Here is a 16,381-nt window from a genome sequence, read left to right on the forward strand (position 1 = left end):
AGGCATGCGGTCAGTCGATGTAGCGCTTGAGCAGGTCGCCATACGCATCGATGCGGCGATCGCGCAGGAACGGCCAGATGCGGCGCACGTGTTCGCTGCGCTGCAGGTCGACGTCGCACACCAGCACCGTCGGGTCCTGTCCGGCTTCGGCGATGAACTCGCCCTGCGGCCCCAGCACATGGCTGTTGCCCCAGAACTGGATGCCCGACGCGCCCAACGGCGAGGGCTCATGGCCGACGCGGTTGCACGACAGCACCGGCACCCCGTTGGCGACCGCATGGCCGCGATGGCTGAGCACCCAGGCATCGCGCTGGCGCTCCTGCTCGGGTTGCTGGTCATCCGGATCCCAGCCGATCGCGGTGGGGTAGAGCAGCAGCTCCGCACCGGCCAGCGCCATCAGGCGCGCCGCTTCGGGGTACCACTGGTCCCAGCACACCAGCACGCCGAGCCGGCCGACCGAGGTGTCGATCGGCGCAAAGCCCAGATCGCCCGGGGTGAAATAGAACTTTTCATAGAAGCCCGGATCGTCCGGGATATGCATCTTGCGGTACTTGCCGAGCAGGCGGCCGTCCTTTTCGAACACCACGGCGGTGTTGTGATACAGCCCGGCCGCGCGGCGCTCGAACAACGAGGCCACCAGCACCACGCCGTGTTGCTTGGCCAGCGCGCCCAGCCGCTCGGTGCTGGGGCCGGGGATCGGCTCGGCCAGGTCGAATTCGTCCACCGACTCGTGCTGGCAGAAATACGCACCGTTGTGCAGTTCCTGCAGCAGCACCAGCCTGGCGCCCTGTGCGGCAGCTTCGGCCACGCGCGATTCGATGATGGCCAGATTGGCCGCGGCGTCGCCGTGGTTGCGCTCCTGGATCAGCGCGACGGGAAGGAGATGACGGGTCATGGCGGTTGGTCCAACTAGGTGACGCACTAAGGTAGCGCGCGATGGTGTAACACCGGCCTGCCGGCCGGAACAGGAGTGACTCAGGCAGCCAGCAAGCCGGCGGGCAGTTGCATGGTCAGACAGTGCAGGCTGCCGTTCTGCCAGATCAATGGGCGGCACGGCACCGGCACGATGGCGTGCTGCGGAAACGCCTCGGCCAGCACTGCCTGCGCGCCCGCATCGGCCTTGTCGCCGTAAGCCGGCATCAGCACCGCACCGTTGACGATCAGGAAATTTGCGTAGGAGGCGGCCAGGCGCCGGCCTTGATCCAGGATCGGCTCTGCCCACGGCAACGCGAACAGGCGATACGGCTGCCCATCGGCCTTGCGCAATGCAGCCAGTTCGGTGCCCATCGCCTGCAGTTCGGTGTAATGCGAATCGCTGGCCACATCGCAGCCCTGGTAGACGATCGCATCCGGGCCGGCGAAGCGCGCCAGCGTATCGATATGCGCGTCGGTGTCGTCGCCTTCCAGATAGCCGTGATCCAGCCACAGCACGCGGTCCTGCGCCAGCCACGCGGCAAGATCGGCACTCAGCGAATCGCGCGTGCGCTGCGGATGCCGCTCGTGCAGGCATTTCCAGGTGGTCAGCAAGGTGCCCGCGCCATCGGTCTCGATTGCACCGCCTTCCAATGCAAAGTCGACCGTCTGCACCTGCGAGGATACGAACACCCGGGCCGCGTCCAGCGAGGTGACCAGTTGATCATCCAGGCTGGCCTCGAACTTGCCGCCCCAGCCGGTGAAGCGGAAATCCATCAGGCGGAAACCGCCATCCTGGCGCAGCGTGATCGGGCCGGAATCGCGTAGCCAGGTGTCGTTGTAAGCCGCAATCACGAAGCGCACCCGCGCCATATCCACCCGTGCCGAGCGCAGCCGCGCTTCTGCGTAGATCTGCAGATCGTCATCGGCAACGCACACGATCACCGGCTCGAAACGGGAAATCGCCGCGACCAGCGCGATATAGGTCTCCTCCACCTCGGCAAGACGCTCGGCCCAGTCGGTGCCCGCGTGCGGCCACGCAATCAACACGGCGGACTGAGGTTCCCATTCGGCAGGAAAGCGAACGCTATCGGTCATAACTTGCAACTACCTAATCAATGCCAGGCAACGCCGGGCCGTTAATTCAATCCCCGCACATGGACGTGCGGGCTCTTGCGAGGGACTCGCGTCAAATCGGCTCTTGCGAGGGATTGACGTCAAATCGCCCTTTCGAAGGATTCGCCTTGGCGATCCACGGTGATCGCTTTTTGCATCATCGGATCAACCCACTGTTGCAGTCTCAATCCGCTGGAGCCCGAACAACCCGCGATCACCTGATCGGCGGTTTGGGCCCGATCTCGTTGGCATTGGCCTGATTGGCCACCACGTCGATCACCCGGCTCCTTTCGAAGTACACGGTAAAGGCCGGATACACCCAGCGATGGATCGTCGGCCACTGGCGCTTCTGGCCACCGCGCGGTTCCAGCTTTTCCTGCGGCGCGCCGTAACGGCCTTGGACCTGACTCATGCTGTCGCCGCGCAAGGGCAGGGCAGCGGCAGGCTTTTGCTGTGCACGGTCGACCAGTAGCGTATCGGCCCAGGCAACGGCACTGATCCCCATCAACGCGATCAACGGCAGGCCAAACAAACGGTTGCGCATGTCATCTACTCCCCAGTGGACAAGATTCGGATGGTGATTACAGCAAAAACCAGGACGGGCGTGCTTGCAGAGCAGTGTCACCCAACGCCGCGCCGGATGCCTGCCAGCTCCACCGGTACGCGGAGCCGGCCAAGACCTGAGACAGTGCAGCCGGCATGTCGCAACCACCGACCTGAAGCACCGGCCAAGAAAAAACCGCCCGGAGGCGGCTTTCTCGGGTCTTGCGCGCGCGGCAAAGGCTTAGCGCTGACGCGCCTTGAAACGCGGGTTCGACTTGCAGATCACGAAGACCTTGCCGCGGCGGCGGACCACCTTGCAGTCGCGGTGACGGGTCTTCGCAGACTTCAGGGAGGACAGGACTTTCATTGCACACCTCGGCGTAAACGGTTGGATTCGATGGAAGAGTGCCCGCAATCGAGGGTGCACCCGGAATTAAGCCGGCAATTCTAACCGGCTTTTCGTCGTGCTTTCAAGTGGTTGCATCCGAATTCCAATCAGCGGCGCTACACTACCGCCTGATGACCTTCCGGAAACCTGAATGACCGACCTTTCGCCCGTTCTCACCATCGATGGTCCCTCCGGCGCCGGCAAGGGCACCGTGAGCCGGATCGTAGCCGCACGGCTGGGCTGGCATTACCTCGATTCGGGTGCGCTGTACCGCGCGGTGGGCGTGGCGGCGAGCTGGGCCGATCTGGACGTTTCCGACCCGGCCGCGCTGGTGCGCTGCACCTTCGACACCAAGGTGGAGTTCGACGACGCCGGCGAGGCGGGGCTGCGGGTACTGGTCAACGGGGTGGATGCCACCGGCGAACTGCGCCTTGAGACGACCGGCGCGCTGGCCTCGGCGATTGCCGCCATCCCTGAGGTGCGTAGCGCATTGAAAGAGCGGCAACGCGCATTCAGGCGGGCGCCCGGCCTGGTCGCAGACGGGCGCGACATGGGTACGGTGATCTTCCCCGATGCTGCCTACAAGGTGTTTCTGACCGCCAGTGCTGAAGAACGTGCGGGCCGTCGCCATAAACAGTTGATGGAAAAGGGTGTTTCGGTTATCTTTGACGACCTGCTGCGCGAGATCATGGCTCGAGATGCCCGTGATGCGCAGCGGGTGGTGGCGCCATTGCGGCCGGCCGAAGACGCCGTGCTGATCGATACCAGCGGAATGGGGATCGAGGATGTCGTCCAGCGTGTGGTCGGGTTGTTAGCCGTTCGCACGTCGTCGTAAGCGTTCCGCAAGCGGGCATGTCCCGCCGACCGTAAGGCGTTCCAAGGCTCCGTCGCACATCCCGTGTGGCGGTTCTACTACTACTTAACCGACTCGCTGTCCGGAGTCGACCAACAGGCTGGGCGCTTGGCATCTGTCGTATTGGACGATCAACGCCCGTGTGTTCAACTGAGTAAAATTCAAATGACAGAATCTTTTGCTGAACTGTTCGAAGCCAGTCAAGCCAATCTGGCGAAGCTGAAGCCGGGCTCGATCGTCACCGGTACCGTCGTGGAAGTGCGCGGCGACGTGGTGGTGATCAACGCTGGCCTGAAGTCCGAAGGCATCGTGCCGATCGAGCAGTTCCGTAATGACGCTGGCGAGATCGATGTCGGCGTCGGCGACCAGGTCAAGGTTGCCCTCGACTCCATCGAGAACGGCTTCGGTGAGACCGTGCTGTCGCGCGAGAAGGCCAAGCGCGCAATGGTGTGGGACGAGCTGGAAGAGGCGTTGGAAAAGAACGAAACCATCACCGGCCGCATCAGCGGCAAGGTCAAGGGTGGTTTCACCGTGGACATCAAGGATGTCCGCGCGTTCCTGCCTGGTTCGCTGGTGGATGTGCGCCCGGTGCGCGACCCGGCCTACCTGGAAGGCAAGGAGCTCGAGTTCAAGCTGATCAAGCTGGACCGCAAGCGCAACAACGTGGTGGTCTCGCGTCGTGCCGTGGTCGAGAGCGAGCACTCGGAAGAGCGCGAGCAGCTGATGGACAAGCTGCAGGAAGGCGCGATCCTGAAGGGCGTGGTCAAGAACCTGACCGATTACGGCGCGTTCGTGGACCTGGGCGGTATCGACGGTCTGCTGCACATCACCGACATGGCCTGGAAGCGCGTGCGCCATCCGTCCGAAGTCGTCAATGTCGGCGACGAGCTGGACGTGCGCGTGCTGAAGTTCGATCGCGAGCGTAACCGCGTCAGCCTGGGCCTGAAGCAGCTGGGCGAAGATCCGTGGGACAACATCGCACGTCGTTACCCGGCCAACAGCCGCGTGTTCGGCAAGGTCTCCAACGTCACCGATTACGGCGCATTCGTCGAGATCGAGCCGGGCGTCGAAGGTCTGGTGCACGTCTCCGAGATGGATTGGACCAACAAGAACGTTAACCCGTCCAAGGTTGTGCAGGTTGGTGACGAAGTCGAAGTGATGGTGCTGGATGTCGACGAGGAGCGTCGCCGCATCTCGCTGGGCATGAAGCAGGTTGCCGCCAATCCGTGGGAAACCTTCGCAGCCACCCACAAGAAGAACGACAAGGTGTCCGGTCAGATCAAGTCGATCACCGACTTCGGCATCTTCATCGGTCTGGACGGCGGCATCGACGGCCTGGTCCACCTGTCCGACATCAGCTGGAACACCACCGGCGAAGATGTCGTGCGCAACTACAAGAAGGGCGACACGCTGGAAGCCGTTGTGCTGGCAGTCGATCCGGAACGTGAGCGCATCAGCCTGGGCGTCAAGCAGCTGGAGCAGGATCCGTTCGGCCAGTACATGGCTTCCAACCCGAAGGGTTCGAAGGTCGAAGGCGTGGTGCGTGAAGTGGATGCCAAGGGCGCCACGATCGACCTGGCCGATGGCATCGAAGGCTACGTCGCTGCACGCGACATCGCCAACGAGCGTGTGGACGATGCGACCCAGCACCTGAAGGTCGGCGACAAGATTGAAGCCAAGTTCGTGGGCATGGACCGCAAGGGCCGCACCCTGCAGCTGTCGATCAAGGCCAAGGACGATGCCGAAATGCGCGAAACGCTGGAGGAATACCAGTCTTCGGCCGCATCCGGTGGCATGACTCAGCTGGGCGCGCTGCTGCGTGCACAGTTGAACAGCAACAAGTCCGAGTAAGCGCGTAGCGCTCGCAAGAGCGTGATGGATCGGCCCGGGCTTGCCCGGGCCGATTCCGATGTGTCAGTCGAAAAAAGCAAGTCTTCCCATGACCAAGTCCGAATTGATTGAAATCCTGGCGCAACGTCAAGCGCATCTGAAGGCGGACGACGTGGATCTGGCAGTCAAATCGCTGCTGGAAATGATGGGGCAGGCGCTCTCCGATGGTGATCGGATCGAAATCCGCGGGTTTGGCAGCTTCTCGCTGCATTACCGCCCGCCACGTCTTGGCCGTAATCCGAAGACCGGCGAGTCGGTCGCGTTGCCTGGCAAGCATGTTCCGCATTTCAAGCCCGGCAAGGAATTGCGTGAGCGTGTCAGCTCCGTGGTCCCGGTCGATCTGCTGGATGCGGCTGACTAAAGTCGTTCTGCCGCTGTGTTTATGTCGGCTCGGTTAAGCTAAGCCTCTTTCGACGGAGTCTGGCCATGAAGGTGTTTCGTTTGCTGGTGATGCTGGCCTTCCTGCTGGTCGGTCTGATCATCGGTGCGGTCAATTCCCAGGACGTCACTCTCGACTTCCTCTTCTCCAGTGTGCGCACGACCTCCGGGATCGCGATCATCGTCGCGCTGCTGGTCGGCGTGTTGATCGGTGCCGGCATGGTGCTGGTCAGTGTGGTGATTCCCCTCTATTCCAAACTGCGCCAGGCCAACAAGGCTGTTGCAGTCAGTCGCACCGACGCCAGGCCCATTGCGCCTGCCGCAGTCGAGCCGCGCCCCTTTGATGGACTGTAAGCGCGTATGGACTTTCTGACCGAGTGGATCTGGTTCTTCCTGTTCGTGCCGTTGGCAGCGTTGGGGGGCTGGATCGTTGGCCGCCGCGGTGGTCAACGCCACGGCGATACCCAGGTCAGTCGCCTATCCAGCACTTACTTTCGCGGTCTGAACTATCTGCTCAACGAGCAGCCGGACAAGGCGATCGAACTATTTCTGCATATCGCCGAACTGGACAAGGAGACCTTCGAGACCCAGGTCGCGTTGGGGCATCTGTTCCGCCGTCGCGGTGAAGTCGATCGCGCGATCCGGCTGCACCAGGGTCTGGTGCAACGTGCCGACCTGACCGATCAACAGCGCGTGCAGGCCTTGCTGGCGCTGGGCGAGGACTATATGAAGTCCGGCCTGCTGGATCGTGCCGAGACCGTGTTCACCGAACTGGCGCAACTGGATCAGCGTGCCCCACAGGCACTGCGTCATCTGATCGGCATCTATCAGGCCGAGCGCGATTGGGAAAAGGCGATCGACAACGCCACCCGTTACGAAGAAGTCACCGGCGAGCCGATGGGCAAGCTGATTGCGCAATTCGAGTGCGAGCTGGCCGATCGCTATCGTGGCCTGAGCAAGCCCGACGAAGCGTTGCAGGCGATCGCGCGCGCGTATCAGGCCGATGGCACTTCGGTACGCGCCGGCATTCTGGAAGGACGCATCGAAGCCGAGCGTGGACACGATGAAGCGGCCGTGCGCGCATTCGAACGCGCCGCCCGGCATGATCCGGAGTACCTGCCTGAAATCATCCCTGCGTTGATGGCGGCCTATCGCCGGGTCGGCGATATCGCCGGTGCGCGTAATTTCCTGTCGGAGATGACCGAGCACTACCGCGGCATCGCCCCGGTGCTGGCATTGACGCAGCTGATGGAAGCGCAGGACGGCGTGGCCCCTGCGCTGGCTTACCTGGGCCGTCAGCTCAAGGACCGACCATCGGTCCGCGGCGAGTCGGCGTTGATCGACCTGACCCTGGCCGAAGGCAGCGACCCGGTGGGCACCTTGCAGGATCTCAAGCACATCACCGACCAGTTGTTGGTGCGCAACCCGAGCTACCGCTGCACCCGCTGCGGCTTCGGCGCGAAGACGCACCACTGGCAGTGCCCGAGCTGCAAGGAATGGGGAACGGTCAAGCCGCTGTTGAACTACGCGGTGGTCTGATGCCGCAGGTCTGGCTGTGGTGGTGTCTGTTGCACCTGACGGTCGCGGCAGTGGGGACCTGGTTGCTGCGACGCTACGCGCTGCATCGGCGTCTGCTCGATCATCCGGGCGAACGTCGCAGCCATGTGGTCGCCACTCCGCGTGGCGGTGGCATGGCAATCGTTGCCGCGCTGCTGTCCGGGTGCCTGACGGCAAGCGTGTTCTGGCCGGCGGCAGGCTCTGTCATCTATTGGTTCGCTGCCGGGCTGGTGCTGGTGGCCGGGGTAGGTTGGTGGGACGACCATCGTCCGCTCTCGGCCAGGCTGCGGTTCGCGATCCATCTGCTGGCGTCGGCCATGCTGGGTTGGCTGGTCAGCCGTTACACGGGCCAGCTCTGGGATGGCGTGCTCACCGCCATGGCATCGGTGATATTGATCAATGTCTGGAACTTCATGGACGGCATCAACGGCCTGGCCAGCAGCCAGGCGGCGCTGGCCGCACTGGCGTTTGCTGCGGTCGTGCCTGCCGCATGGGCGTGGGCGGGTCTTGCCGTCGCTGCATCCTGCCTGGGATTTTTGCCGTTCAACTTTCCGCGTGCGCGCATCTTTCTGGGCGACGGCGGCAGTGGTGCATTGGGATATGTACTGGCTGCATTGCTGGCGCTGACGGTGGCCAGCGAGCAAGTGAGTTGGTGGATCAGCTGGTTGCCGCTGACCGCGTTTCTCGTAGACGCCGGCTTCACGCTGCTGTCTCGCATGCTCGCCGGGCAACGGTGGTGGGAGCCGCATGCCCAACATCTCTATCAGCGGCTGGCACGCAGGCTTGAGACGCACGTTCTGGTAAGCGCTATTTATTTCGCTTTCAGCGTCGCTGCTGTCTGCTTGTATGTGTTAATTCGTCATGATGCAAATTGGCTGCAGGTCTCTGGAGCCTTGGTATGGGGTCTAGGTGCCACCGCAATCTGGCATTTTCTGCGCGACGGACTGCGCAATTGCTGAGTAATGGACGTTTATGATTTCCTGGCGTGACCATTTGACCAAGGCCCTGCCGCAGGCTGCGGTGGTGCTGCATGACCTGTTGATGGTGTGGGTGTGCTGGCAGCTGTTGCATGCCGGCCGCTACTCCATGCTGCGCGAGGCTCCCGATCTGCCGTTGTGGGATTGGCGCACCGCCGTGGTCCTGGTGGCACAAGGCCTGGTGTTCTGGAAGATGGGCCTGTATCGCGGGCTGTGGCGCTTCGCCTCGGTGCCGGACTTGTGGAACATCTTCAAGTCGAGTTTTCTGGGTCTGGTCGCGATCGTGCTGGCGCTGTCCTACGACCGCCTGGATGGGGTGCCGCTGTCGGTGTTGGTGGTCTACCCGTTTGCCCTGTCGGCATTGCTGGGTACCCCGCGGCTGCTGTATCGCGCCTGGAAGGATTACCAGATCGCGCACTCCGGCGATGCGGCGCAACGGGTGTTGATCCTCGGCGCGGGTCGCGCTGCCGAGGGTCTTGTCCGTGATCTGCGCCGCACCGGTGCATTCGTGCCGGTCGGGTATCTGGACGATGCCAACAATCTGCATGGCGCCAAGATTCAGGGCCTCAACGTGCTGGGCAACCTGGACCAGGCCGCAGCCATCGCCAAGGAGACGGCAGCCAAACTGCTGGTCATCGCGATTCCGTCGCTGGACGCCTCGGGCATGCAGCGCGTGGTGGCCATCTGCGAAAGCACCGGGCTGCCGTTCCGTATGGTGCCCAAGCTGATCAACGTGCTGGAAGGGCGCTCGTTGCCCGGCGAGTTGAAGGAAGTCGCGATCGAGGACCTGCTCAATCGCAAACCGGTCACGCCGGATTGGCGCCTGATTCGCGACTGGTTGACCAACAAGACGGTCATGGTGACCGGCGCGGGTGGCTCGATCGGTTCGGAAGTGTGCCGCCAGTGCGCCCGTCACGGTGCGCGGCGTATCGTGCTGCTGGAAATCGATGAGCTGGCATTGCTGACGATCGATTCGGATCTGCGTCGGTTGTTTCCCGATATCGAAGTGGTGCGTGTGCTTGGCGATTGCGGCGACCCGGCCGTGGTTGCGCATGCCTTGCATACCGCCCCGCCGGATGCGGTGTTCCATGCGGCCGCCTACAAACAGGTGCCGTTGCTGGAAGAACAATTGCGCGAGGCGGTACGCAACAATGTGCTGGCCACCGAAAACGTGGCGCGCGCCTGTCAGCGTGCACGCATCGAGACCTTCGTCTTCATCTCCACCGACAAGGCGGTCGAGCCGGTCAACGTGCTGGGCGCGAGCAAGCGCTACGCAGAGATGGTCTGCCAGAGTCTTGACGCGCGCGATGCGCCGACGCGTTTCATCACCGTGCGCTTCGGCAACGTGCTGGATTCGGCCGGCAGCGTGGTGCCGTTGTTCCGTGAGCAGATCCGGCAGGGCGGCCCGGTCACGGTGACGCATCCGGATGTGACCCGTTACTTCATGACCATTCCGGAAGCCTGCCAGCTGGTGGTGCAGGCTGCGGCCTCCGCCTCGCATGGCGCGATCTATACATTGGACATGGGCGAGCCGGTGCCGATTCGCCTGCTCGCCGAACAGATGATCCGTCTTGCCGGCAAACAGCCCGGTAAGGATGTGGCCATCCTCTATACCGGCTTGCGTCCGGGCGAGAAGCTGCACGAAACCCTGTTTTATTCCGACGAGCACTATCGCCCCACCGCGCATCCCAAGATTCTGGAAGCCGGTGTGCGCGAGTTCTCGCACGAGCAGGTATTGCAGCTGGTGACGCGCTTGCGTGAGGCGGTCAACCGCTATGACATCAAGGCGATGGAAACTGTGCTGGGCAGTCTGATGCCGGATTTTGCGGCTGCTCGACGGAAAGTCGACGCGCGATCTGATACGGTCGTTCCATTCCCCGCACGTGAGGTCAGAAGACTTTAATGAGCAAGCGTATTCGCAAGGCCGTATTCCCCGTCGCAGGTCTTGGGACCCGCTTTCTTCCGGCAACCAAGACGGTGCCGAAGGAAATGCTGCCAATCATCGACAAACCGCTGATCCAGTACGCCGTCGACGAAGCCATCCAGGCTGGTTGCGACACGCTGATCTTCGTGACCAATCGCTACAAGCACTCGATCGCCGACTACTTCGACAAGGCCTACGAGCTGGAGCAAAAGCTCGAGCGCGCCGGCAAGCTCGAACAGTTGGAGCTGGTGCGGCATGCTTTGCCGGAGGGCGTGCGTGCCATTTTCGTGACCCAGGCCGAGGCGCTTGGCCTGGGTCACGCCGTGTTATGTGCCAAGGCCGTGGTTGGCGATGAGCCGTTTGCGGTATTGCTGCCGGACGACCTGATTTGGAACCGTGGTGACGGTGCGCTGACCCAGATGGCGGATGTGGCCGAGGCCTCGGGCGGCAGCGTCATCGCCGTCGAGGATGTGCCGCACGACAAGACCGCCAGTTACGGCATCGTGGCCACCGATGCGTTCGATGGCCGCAAGGGGCGCATCAACGCCATTGTGGAAAAGCCCAAGCCGGAAGTGGCACCGAGCAATCTGGCGGTAGTCGGTCGTTATGTGCTCAGCCCGAAGATCTTCGAGCTGCTCGAACAGACCGGTGCCGGTGCTGGGGGCGAAATTCAGCTGACCGATGCGATCGCCGGACTGCTGCAGCAGCAGACCGTGGACGCCTATCGCTTCGAAGGCCGTCGTTTCGATTGTGGTGCGCACATCGGCTTGATCGAGGCGACCGTGCATTTCGCGCTCGAGCACGAGAAGCACGGCGGGCCGGCCAAGGAAATCCTGCGCACTGCATTGGCCGAGGCCGACGCGCGCGGCTGATCGTCTGGCCATCGGCTGCATCCACGAACGACGCCATCTGGCGTCGTTCGTCGTTGAGATCTTCCGCTTGCGGGCCCTCCAGGTCGCGGTCCGCGTGCTGGTGCTGACCGGCATCGGCGTGTTGCTCGGCGTCACGCCGCCGCTGGCATTCGTCGCCGTGTCCGGCGTCGTGCCGACCTCCACGGCGGTGCTAGGGCAGCTGGCCGAGCCTGGCGATGTCGCCTGGCTGCAGGGTCACAAAAGCGTTCAGCCGTGCCGGCGTTGAGCGGCCGCGAAGGCTTCCAGCTGCGCAGGCGTGGCGTCTTTCTGGTGCCGCTGTTTCCAGTCGGCAAACGGCATGCCGTACACCGCTTCGCGTGCCTGCTCCTTGCTCATCGGCTGGCCATGCGCTTCGGCGGCTTCGCGGTACCAGTCGCCCAGGCAATTGCGGCAGAAGCCGGCCAGGATCATCAGATCGATGTTCTGCACATCCGGGCGCTGCTGGTTGAGATGCTGCAACAGACGGCGAAATGCGGCCGCTTCGATGGACGTGGCGATGGAATCGGGTGTCGAGGTGGTGTCGGTCATGACGGAATCGGGGACAATAGACGGCCTTCGACTCTACACCTGACGCCCCATGACCGTTTCCGCGCCAGCTGCCTCTGCTCCGGCCCGCCTTCTCGATGGTCGCCGCATCGCCGAGGAACTGCTCGACGGGCTGAAGCTGCGCGTGGATACGCGCCTGGCGGCCGGCAAGGCGCGCCCTGGGCTGGCGGTGGTGCTGGTCGGCGGTGATCCGGCCTCGTCGGTGTATGTGCGCAACAAGCGGCGTGCGGCCGAAAAGGTCGGCATCGAAGCCTTCGATTACGACTTGCCGCAGGGCACCAGCGAGGCCGAACTGGCGCTGCTGATCGACCAGCTCAATGCCGACCCCAAGATCCACGGCATCCTGATCCAGCTACCGTTGCCGGGGATTCCCGATGCCAACCGCCTGATCCAGCGCATCGATCCGCGTAAGGACGTCGACGGCTTCCATCCGCAGAATGTCGGGCACCTGGCGCTGCGCGAATTCGGCCTGCGTCCGTGCACGCCGCGTGGCATTGTGACCTTGCTGGGGCACACCGATCAGCCGGTGCGTGGCCGCAACGCGACCATCGTGGGCGTGAGCAATCACGTCGGCCGGCCGATGGGCCTGGAGCTGCTGATCGCCGGTTGCACGGTCACCAGCTGCCACAAGTTCACCCCGCCCGAGGTGCTGGAAGCCAGCGTGCGCAACGCCGACATCCTGGTGGTGGCGGTGGGTCGGCCAGGCCTGATTCCGGGCGAATGGGTCAAGCCGGGCGCAGTGGTGATCGATGTCGGCATCAATCGCCTGGACGATGGCCGCCTGGTCGGCGACGTCGGTTTCGACGCGGCGGTGCGACGTGCGGCCTGGATCACGCCGGTGCCTGGTGGAGTCGGGCCGATGACGGTCGCCACGCTGATGCAGAACACGCTGGAAGCGGCCGACGCGGCTGGCTGAGGCGCGCGTAACGCTGCATTGCAGTCGCGTTGTGTCTTCGTGAAGGCTTTCAGGGTAAAATGCCGCGCTTCCCCAAACTCGGGTCCGCCGATGCTCCGCATCCAGGCTGAAGCTCTCACCTACGACGACGTTTCCCTCGTCCCCGCTCATTCGATCGTCCTGCCCAAGGACGTCAGCCTGGAAACCCGGCTGACCCGCGATCTGCGCCTGAAACTGCCGATTCTCTCGGCCGCGATGGACACAGTGACCGAACACCGCCTGGCGGTGGCCATGGCCCAGCTGGGCGGCATCGGCATCATCCACAAGAATCTGACCCCCGCGCAGCAGGCCGGCGAAGTCGCCCGGGTCAAGAAGTTCGAATCCGGCGTGATCACCGAGCCGTTCACGGTGAGCCCGGACACGACCATCGGCGAGGTGCTCAAGCTCACCCGTGCGCGCAACATCTCCGGTGTGCCGGTGGTGGATGGCAGCGAACTGGTCGGCATCGTCACCAGCCGCGACATGCGCTTCGAGAAGAAGCTCGACGATCCGGTCCGCCACATCATGACCAAGAAGGATCGCCTGATCACCGTGCGCGAAGGCGCCAGTGACGAGGAAGTGCTGGAGCTGCTGCACCGCAACCGCATCGAAAAGATACTGGTGGTCAACGACAGCTTCGAGCTGCGCGGCCTGATCACGGTCAAGGACATCCAGAAGAAGACCGACAACCCAAACGCCGCCAAGGACGGGTCCACGCGCCTGCTGGTCGGCGCGGCGGTCGGCGTAGGCGGCGACACCGAGCAGCGCATCGAACTGCTGGCGGCGGCCGGCGTGGACGTGGTCATCGTCGATACCGCGCATGGCCATTCGCAGGGCGTGATCGATCGCGTGGCCTGGGTCAAGAAGGCGTATCCGCAGCTGCAGGTGATCGGCGGCAACATCGTCACCGGCGATGCCGCGCTGGCGCTGATGGACGCCGGCGCCGATGCGGTCAAGGTCGGCGTGGGCCCCGGGTCGATCTGCACCACGCGCGTGGTCGCCGGTGTCGGCGTGCCGCAGATCACCGCGGTGGACATGGTCGCCGAAGCGTTGCAGGACCGTATCCCGCTGATCGCCGATGGCGGCATCCGCTACTCCGGCGACATCGGCAAGGCGCTCGTCGCCGGCGCCTCCACGGTAATGGTCGGCGGCCTGTTCGCCGGCACCGAGGAAGCGCCCGGCGAGGTCGAGCTGTTCCAGGGCCGTAGCTACAAGAGCTACCGCGGCATGGGCAGCCTGGGCGCGATGGAGAAGGGGTCCAAGGACCGTTATTTCCAGGATTCCAGCGATGCCGACAAGCTGGTGCCGGAAGGCATCGAAGGGCGCGTGCCGTATCGCGGCCCGGTCGGTGGCATCGTCCATCAGTTGATCGGCGGCCTGCGCGCGACGATGGGTTACGTGGGCTGCGCGACCATCGAGGAGATGCGCACCAAGCCGAAGTTCGTCGTCATCACCGGTGCCGGCCAGCGCGAAAGCCATGTCCATGACGTGCAGATCACCAAGGAACCGCCGAATTACCGCATGGGCTGATGCCCATGCGTGAATGGGGAATCGGGAGTCGGGAATCGATGAACCAGCGTCTGCGCCGCTTTGCCCATTCCCGATTCCCCGTTCCCGATTCCCGGCGCCAATGACCAACATCCATAGCGACAAGATCCTCATCCTCGATTTCGGCGCGCAGTACACTCAGCTGATTGCGCGGCGTATTCGCGAGATCGGGGTGTATTGCGAGATCTGGGCCTGGGATCATGACCCGTCGGAGATCGCCGGTTTCGGCGCCAAGGGCATCATCCTGTCCGGTGGTCCCGAGTCGACCACCTTGCCGGGTGCGCCGGTTGCGCCGCAGGAGGTGTTCGACAGCGGCGTGCCGGTGTTCGGTATCTGCTACGGCATGCAGACGCTGGCGGCGCAGCTGGGTGGCGCTACGGAAGCAGCGGATCAGCGCGAATTCGGCCATGCCGAAGTCGATGTGGTGGCCGCCGATGCCTTGTTCGCTGGACTGACCGATCATGCCGGCGCGTCGCGCCTGAACGTGTGGATGAGCCACGGCGACCACGTGTCGCAGGTGCCGCCGGGCTTCACCGTCACCGCGGTGACCGACCGCATTCCGGTGGCGGCGATGTCCAACGAGGACAAGCGCTGGTACGGCGTGCAGTTCCACCCCGAAGTCACCCACACGCTGCAGGGCCAGACCTTGCTGCGCCGCTTCGTGGTCGATGTCTGCGGCTGCCAGACGCTGTGGACGGCGGCCAACATCATCGACGACCAGATCGCGCGCGTACGCGAGCAGGTGGGTGATGACGACGTCATCCTCGGTTTGTCCGGCGGCGTCGATTCGTCGGTGGTCGCCGCGCTGTTGCACAAGGCGATCGGCGACAAGCTGACCTGCGTGTTCGTCGATACCGGCCTGCTGCGCTGGCAGGAAGGCGACCAGGTGATGGCGATGTTCGCCGAGCACATGGGCGTGAAGGTGATCCGCGTCAACGCGGCCGATCGTTACTTCGCCAAGCTCGAAGGCGTGAGCGACCCGGAAGCCAAGCGCAAGATCATCGGCAACCTGTTCGTGGAGATCTTCGACGAAGAATCCAGCAAGCTGGCCAATGCCAGGTGGCTGGCGCAGGGCACGATCTATCCGGACGTGATCGAGTCGGCCGGCAGCAAGACCGGCAAGGCGCACGTGATCAAGAGTCACCACAACGTCGGTGGCCTGCCCGAGCACATGAAGCTGGGCCTGGTCGAGCCGCTGCGCGAGTTGTTCAAGGACGAAGTGCGCCGCCTCGGTGTCGAGCTCGGCCTGCCGCGCACGATGGTGTACCGCCATCCGTTCCCGGGCCCCGGTCTGGGCGTGCGCATCCTGGGCGAAGTGAAGCGCGAGTACGCCGAACTGCTGGCCAAGGCCGATGCGATCTTCATCGACGAACTGCGCAAGGCCGACCTCTACGACAAGACCAGCCAGGCGTTCGCGGTGTTCCTGCCGGTCAGGTCGGTCGGCGTGGTCGGCGATGCACGCGCCTACGAATGGGTGATCGCGCTGCGCGCGGTGGAGACCATCGACTTCATGACCGCGCACTGGGCGCACCTTCCGTACGATTTCCTCGGCACGGTGAGCAACCGCATCATCAACGAACTACGCGGCGTTTCGCGCGTGGTCTACGACATCTCCGGCAAGCCGCCTGCGACGATCGAGTGGGAGTGAATTGACGTCCTTCGAGGACTATCGCTAGCTATCGAAAAAGCGTCGTAACGTGTTGATTTGTTAGGTTAATATGCCGCGGCATCTATCGGTGGCTATCGCCGGCTAGCAAAACAAGTTGACGGTGGCGCTGGCGGTAAGAATCGAGGCCGGATTAAGACACTCTCGTTCACTATTGAGACTTTTACCGTCTTTGACGGTAAAAGTCTTCTCGGGAAAGCTTGTTTTACGCGGCTTTCCGGGCATCAGCAGGTCTCCA

The 16,381-nt window shown here is 63.5% G+C and carries 17 protein-coding genes; 12 read left to right on the forward strand and 5 right to left on the reverse strand.

The window, feature by feature from the left end; translation table 11 throughout:
* Positions 1–10 precede the first annotated feature (10 nt).
* The 4 genes from XarjCFBP7645_RS08685 to ykgO form a co-directional block, all read right to left on the reverse strand.
* Positions 11–895 (reverse strand): carbon-nitrogen hydrolase, encoded by an 885-nt coding sequence (locus XarjCFBP7645_RS08685; protein ID WP_104537168.1) that lies wholly within the window; start codon positions 893–895, stop codon positions 11–13.
* Positions 896–975: 80 nt separating this feature from the next.
* Positions 976–2,010, reverse strand: coding sequence for an agmatine deiminase family protein (locus XarjCFBP7645_RS08690; protein ID WP_181126263.1), 1,035 nt, complete (start codon positions 2,008–2,010; stop codon positions 976–978).
* A 232-nt stretch (positions 2,011–2,242) separates the two neighbouring features.
* On the reverse strand, positions 2,243–2,572 hold the full coding sequence (locus XarjCFBP7645_RS08695; protein ID WP_104537170.1) for a hypothetical protein: 330 nt from the start codon (positions 2,570–2,572) through the stop codon (positions 2,243–2,245).
* 240 nt (positions 2,573–2,812) lie between these two features.
* The gene (gene ykgO / locus XarjCFBP7645_RS08700; protein ID WP_005913193.1) at positions 2,813–2,938 is read right to left on the reverse strand and encodes a type B 50S ribosomal protein L36; all 126 of its coding nucleotides are present in this window, start codon (positions 2,936–2,938) and stop codon (positions 2,813–2,815) included.
* Positions 2,939–3,110: 172 nt separating this feature from the next.
* Here ykgO and cmk point away from each other — a divergent pair, with 172 nt between their 5' ends.
* The 9 genes from cmk to XarjCFBP7645_RS21655 all read left to right on the forward strand — a co-directional run bounded on the left by cmk (position 3,111) and on the right by XarjCFBP7645_RS21655 (position 11,675).
* The gene (cmk, locus tag XarjCFBP7645_RS08705; RefSeq protein ID WP_104537171.1) at positions 3,111–3,794 is read left to right on the forward strand and encodes a (d)CMP kinase; all 684 of its coding nucleotides are present in this window, start codon (positions 3,111–3,113) and stop codon (positions 3,792–3,794) included.
* Positions 3,795–3,977: 183 nt separating this feature from the next.
* On the forward strand, positions 3,978–5,663 hold the full coding sequence (gene rpsA / locus XarjCFBP7645_RS08710) for a 30S ribosomal protein S1 (protein WP_016903550.1): 1,686 nt from the start codon (positions 3,978–3,980) through the stop codon (positions 5,661–5,663).
* Positions 5,664–5,751: 88 nt separating this feature from the next.
* Positions 5,752–6,063, forward strand: a complete 312-nt coding sequence (locus tag XarjCFBP7645_RS08715; RefSeq protein WP_104537172.1) for an integration host factor subunit beta — start codon at positions 5,752–5,754, stop codon at positions 6,061–6,063.
* Between the two features lie 65 nt (positions 6,064–6,128).
* Entirely contained in the window at positions 6,129–6,434 is a 306-nt protein-coding gene (locus XarjCFBP7645_RS08720) for a lipopolysaccharide assembly protein LapA domain-containing protein (RefSeq protein ID WP_104537173.1), read from the forward strand.
* A gap of 6 nt (positions 6,435–6,440) precedes the next feature.
* Entirely contained in the window at positions 6,441–7,619 is a 1,179-nt protein-coding gene (lapB, locus tag XarjCFBP7645_RS08725) for a lipopolysaccharide assembly protein LapB (RefSeq protein WP_104537174.1), read from the forward strand.
* Positions 7,619–8,596, forward strand: a complete 978-nt coding sequence (locus XarjCFBP7645_RS08730) for an MraY family glycosyltransferase (RefSeq protein ID WP_104537175.1) — start codon at positions 7,619–7,621, stop codon at positions 8,594–8,596. The genes lapB and XarjCFBP7645_RS08730 overlap by 1 nt, the downstream gene beginning before the upstream one ends.
* Positions 8,597–8,609: 13 nt before the next feature.
* Positions 8,610–10,517 (forward strand): polysaccharide biosynthesis protein, encoded by a 1,908-nt coding sequence (locus XarjCFBP7645_RS08735; protein WP_166774688.1) that lies wholly within the window; start codon positions 8,610–8,612, stop codon positions 10,515–10,517.
* Positions 10,517–11,410 carry a UTP--glucose-1-phosphate uridylyltransferase GalU gene (galU, locus tag XarjCFBP7645_RS08740; RefSeq protein ID WP_104537176.1) on the forward strand — a complete coding sequence of 298 codons (894 nt, stop codon included), beginning with the start codon at positions 10,517–10,519 and terminating at the stop codon, positions 11,408–11,410. The genes XarjCFBP7645_RS08735 and galU overlap by 1 nt, the downstream gene beginning before the upstream one ends.
* 94 nt (positions 11,411–11,504) lie before the next feature.
* Positions 11,505–11,675, forward strand: a complete 171-nt coding sequence (locus XarjCFBP7645_RS21655) for a hypothetical protein (protein WP_166774689.1) — start codon at positions 11,505–11,507, stop codon at positions 11,673–11,675.
* On the opposite strand, the gene XarjCFBP7645_RS08750 is transcribed toward XarjCFBP7645_RS21655, so the two are convergent.
* Positions 11,657–11,977 (reverse strand): DUF1244 domain-containing protein, encoded by a 321-nt coding sequence (locus XarjCFBP7645_RS08750; protein WP_104537178.1) that lies wholly within the window; start codon positions 11,975–11,977, stop codon positions 11,657–11,659. The genes XarjCFBP7645_RS21655 and XarjCFBP7645_RS08750 overlap by 19 nt on opposite strands.
* 49 nt (positions 11,978–12,026) lie before the next feature.
* Between XarjCFBP7645_RS08750 and folD the strand changes: the two genes are divergently transcribed.
* The 3 genes from folD (at position 12,027) to guaA (ending at position 16,125) form a co-directional block, all read left to right on the forward strand.
* Complete coding sequence (folD, locus tag XarjCFBP7645_RS08755; RefSeq protein ID WP_104537179.1) at positions 12,027–12,911, forward strand: bifunctional methylenetetrahydrofolate dehydrogenase/methenyltetrahydrofolate cyclohydrolase FolD; 885 nt, start codon at positions 12,027–12,029, stop codon at positions 12,909–12,911.
* Positions 12,912–13,001: 90 nt separating this feature from the next.
* Positions 13,002–14,459, forward strand: coding sequence for an IMP dehydrogenase (guaB, locus tag XarjCFBP7645_RS08760; RefSeq protein ID WP_104537180.1), 1,458 nt, complete (start codon positions 13,002–13,004; stop codon positions 14,457–14,459).
* 100 nt (positions 14,460–14,559) lie between these two features.
* A complete protein-coding gene (gene guaA / locus XarjCFBP7645_RS08765) occupies positions 14,560–16,125 on the forward strand; it encodes a glutamine-hydrolyzing GMP synthase (RefSeq protein WP_104537181.1) in 1,566 nt (521 codons plus the stop codon).
* Positions 16,126–16,381 lie beyond the last annotated feature (256 nt).

It is taken from the genome of Xanthomonas arboricola (assembly GCF_002940665.1).
Classification (GTDB): Bacteria; Pseudomonadota; Gammaproteobacteria; order Xanthomonadales; family Xanthomonadaceae; genus Xanthomonas; species Xanthomonas arboricola_B.

Bases quoted from the DNA above. Each gene is read 5' to 3' on its own strand.
- ykgO (WP_005913193.1), bottom strand. From the start codon at position 2,938: ATGAAAGTCCTGTCCTCCCTGAAGTCTGCGAAGACCCGTCACCGCGAC.
- XarjCFBP7645_RS08735 (WP_166774688.1), top strand. From the start codon at position 8,610: ATGATTTCCTGGCGTGACCATTTGACCAAGGCCCTGCCGCAGGCTGCG.
- XarjCFBP7645_RS08715 (WP_104537172.1), top strand. From the start codon at position 5,752: ATGACCAAGTCCGAATTGATTGAAATCCTGGCGCAACGTCAAGCGCAT.
- XarjCFBP7645_RS08690 (WP_181126263.1), bottom strand. From the start codon at position 2,010: ATGACCGATAGCGTTCGCTTTCCTGCCGAATGGGAACCTCAGTCCGCC.
- folD (WP_104537179.1), top strand. From the start codon at position 12,027: ATGACCGTTTCCGCGCCAGCTGCCTCTGCTCCGGCCCGCCTTCTCGAT.
- XarjCFBP7645_RS08750 (WP_104537178.1), bottom strand. From the start codon at position 11,977: ATGACCGACACCACCTCGACACCCGATTCCATCGCCACGTCCATCGAA.
- galU (WP_104537176.1), top strand. From the start codon at position 10,517: ATGAGCAAGCGTATTCGCAAGGCCGTATTCCCCGTCGCAGGTCTTGGG.
- XarjCFBP7645_RS08730 (WP_104537175.1), top strand. From the start codon at position 7,619: ATGCCGCAGGTCTGGCTGTGGTGGTGTCTGTTGCACCTGACGGTCGCG.
- XarjCFBP7645_RS08685 (WP_104537168.1), bottom strand. From the start codon at position 895: ATGACCCGTCATCTCCTTCCCGTCGCGCTGATCCAGGAGCGCAACCAC.
- rpsA (WP_016903550.1), top strand. From the start codon at position 3,978: ATGACAGAATCTTTTGCTGAACTGTTCGAAGCCAGTCAAGCCAATCTG.
- guaB (WP_104537180.1), top strand. From the start codon at position 13,002: ATGCTCCGCATCCAGGCTGAAGCTCTCACCTACGACGACGTTTCCCTC.
- lapB (WP_104537174.1), top strand. From the start codon at position 6,441: ATGGACTTTCTGACCGAGTGGATCTGGTTCTTCCTGTTCGTGCCGTTG.
- XarjCFBP7645_RS08695 (WP_104537170.1), bottom strand. From the start codon at position 2,572: ATGCGCAACCGTTTGTTTGGCCTGCCGTTGATCGCGTTGATGGGGATC.
- XarjCFBP7645_RS08720 (WP_104537173.1), top strand. From the start codon at position 6,129: ATGAAGGTGTTTCGTTTGCTGGTGATGCTGGCCTTCCTGCTGGTCGGT.
- cmk (WP_104537171.1), top strand. From the start codon at position 3,111: ATGACCGACCTTTCGCCCGTTCTCACCATCGATGGTCCCTCCGGCGCC.
- guaA (WP_104537181.1), top strand. From the start codon at position 14,560: ATGACCAACATCCATAGCGACAAGATCCTCATCCTCGATTTCGGCGCG.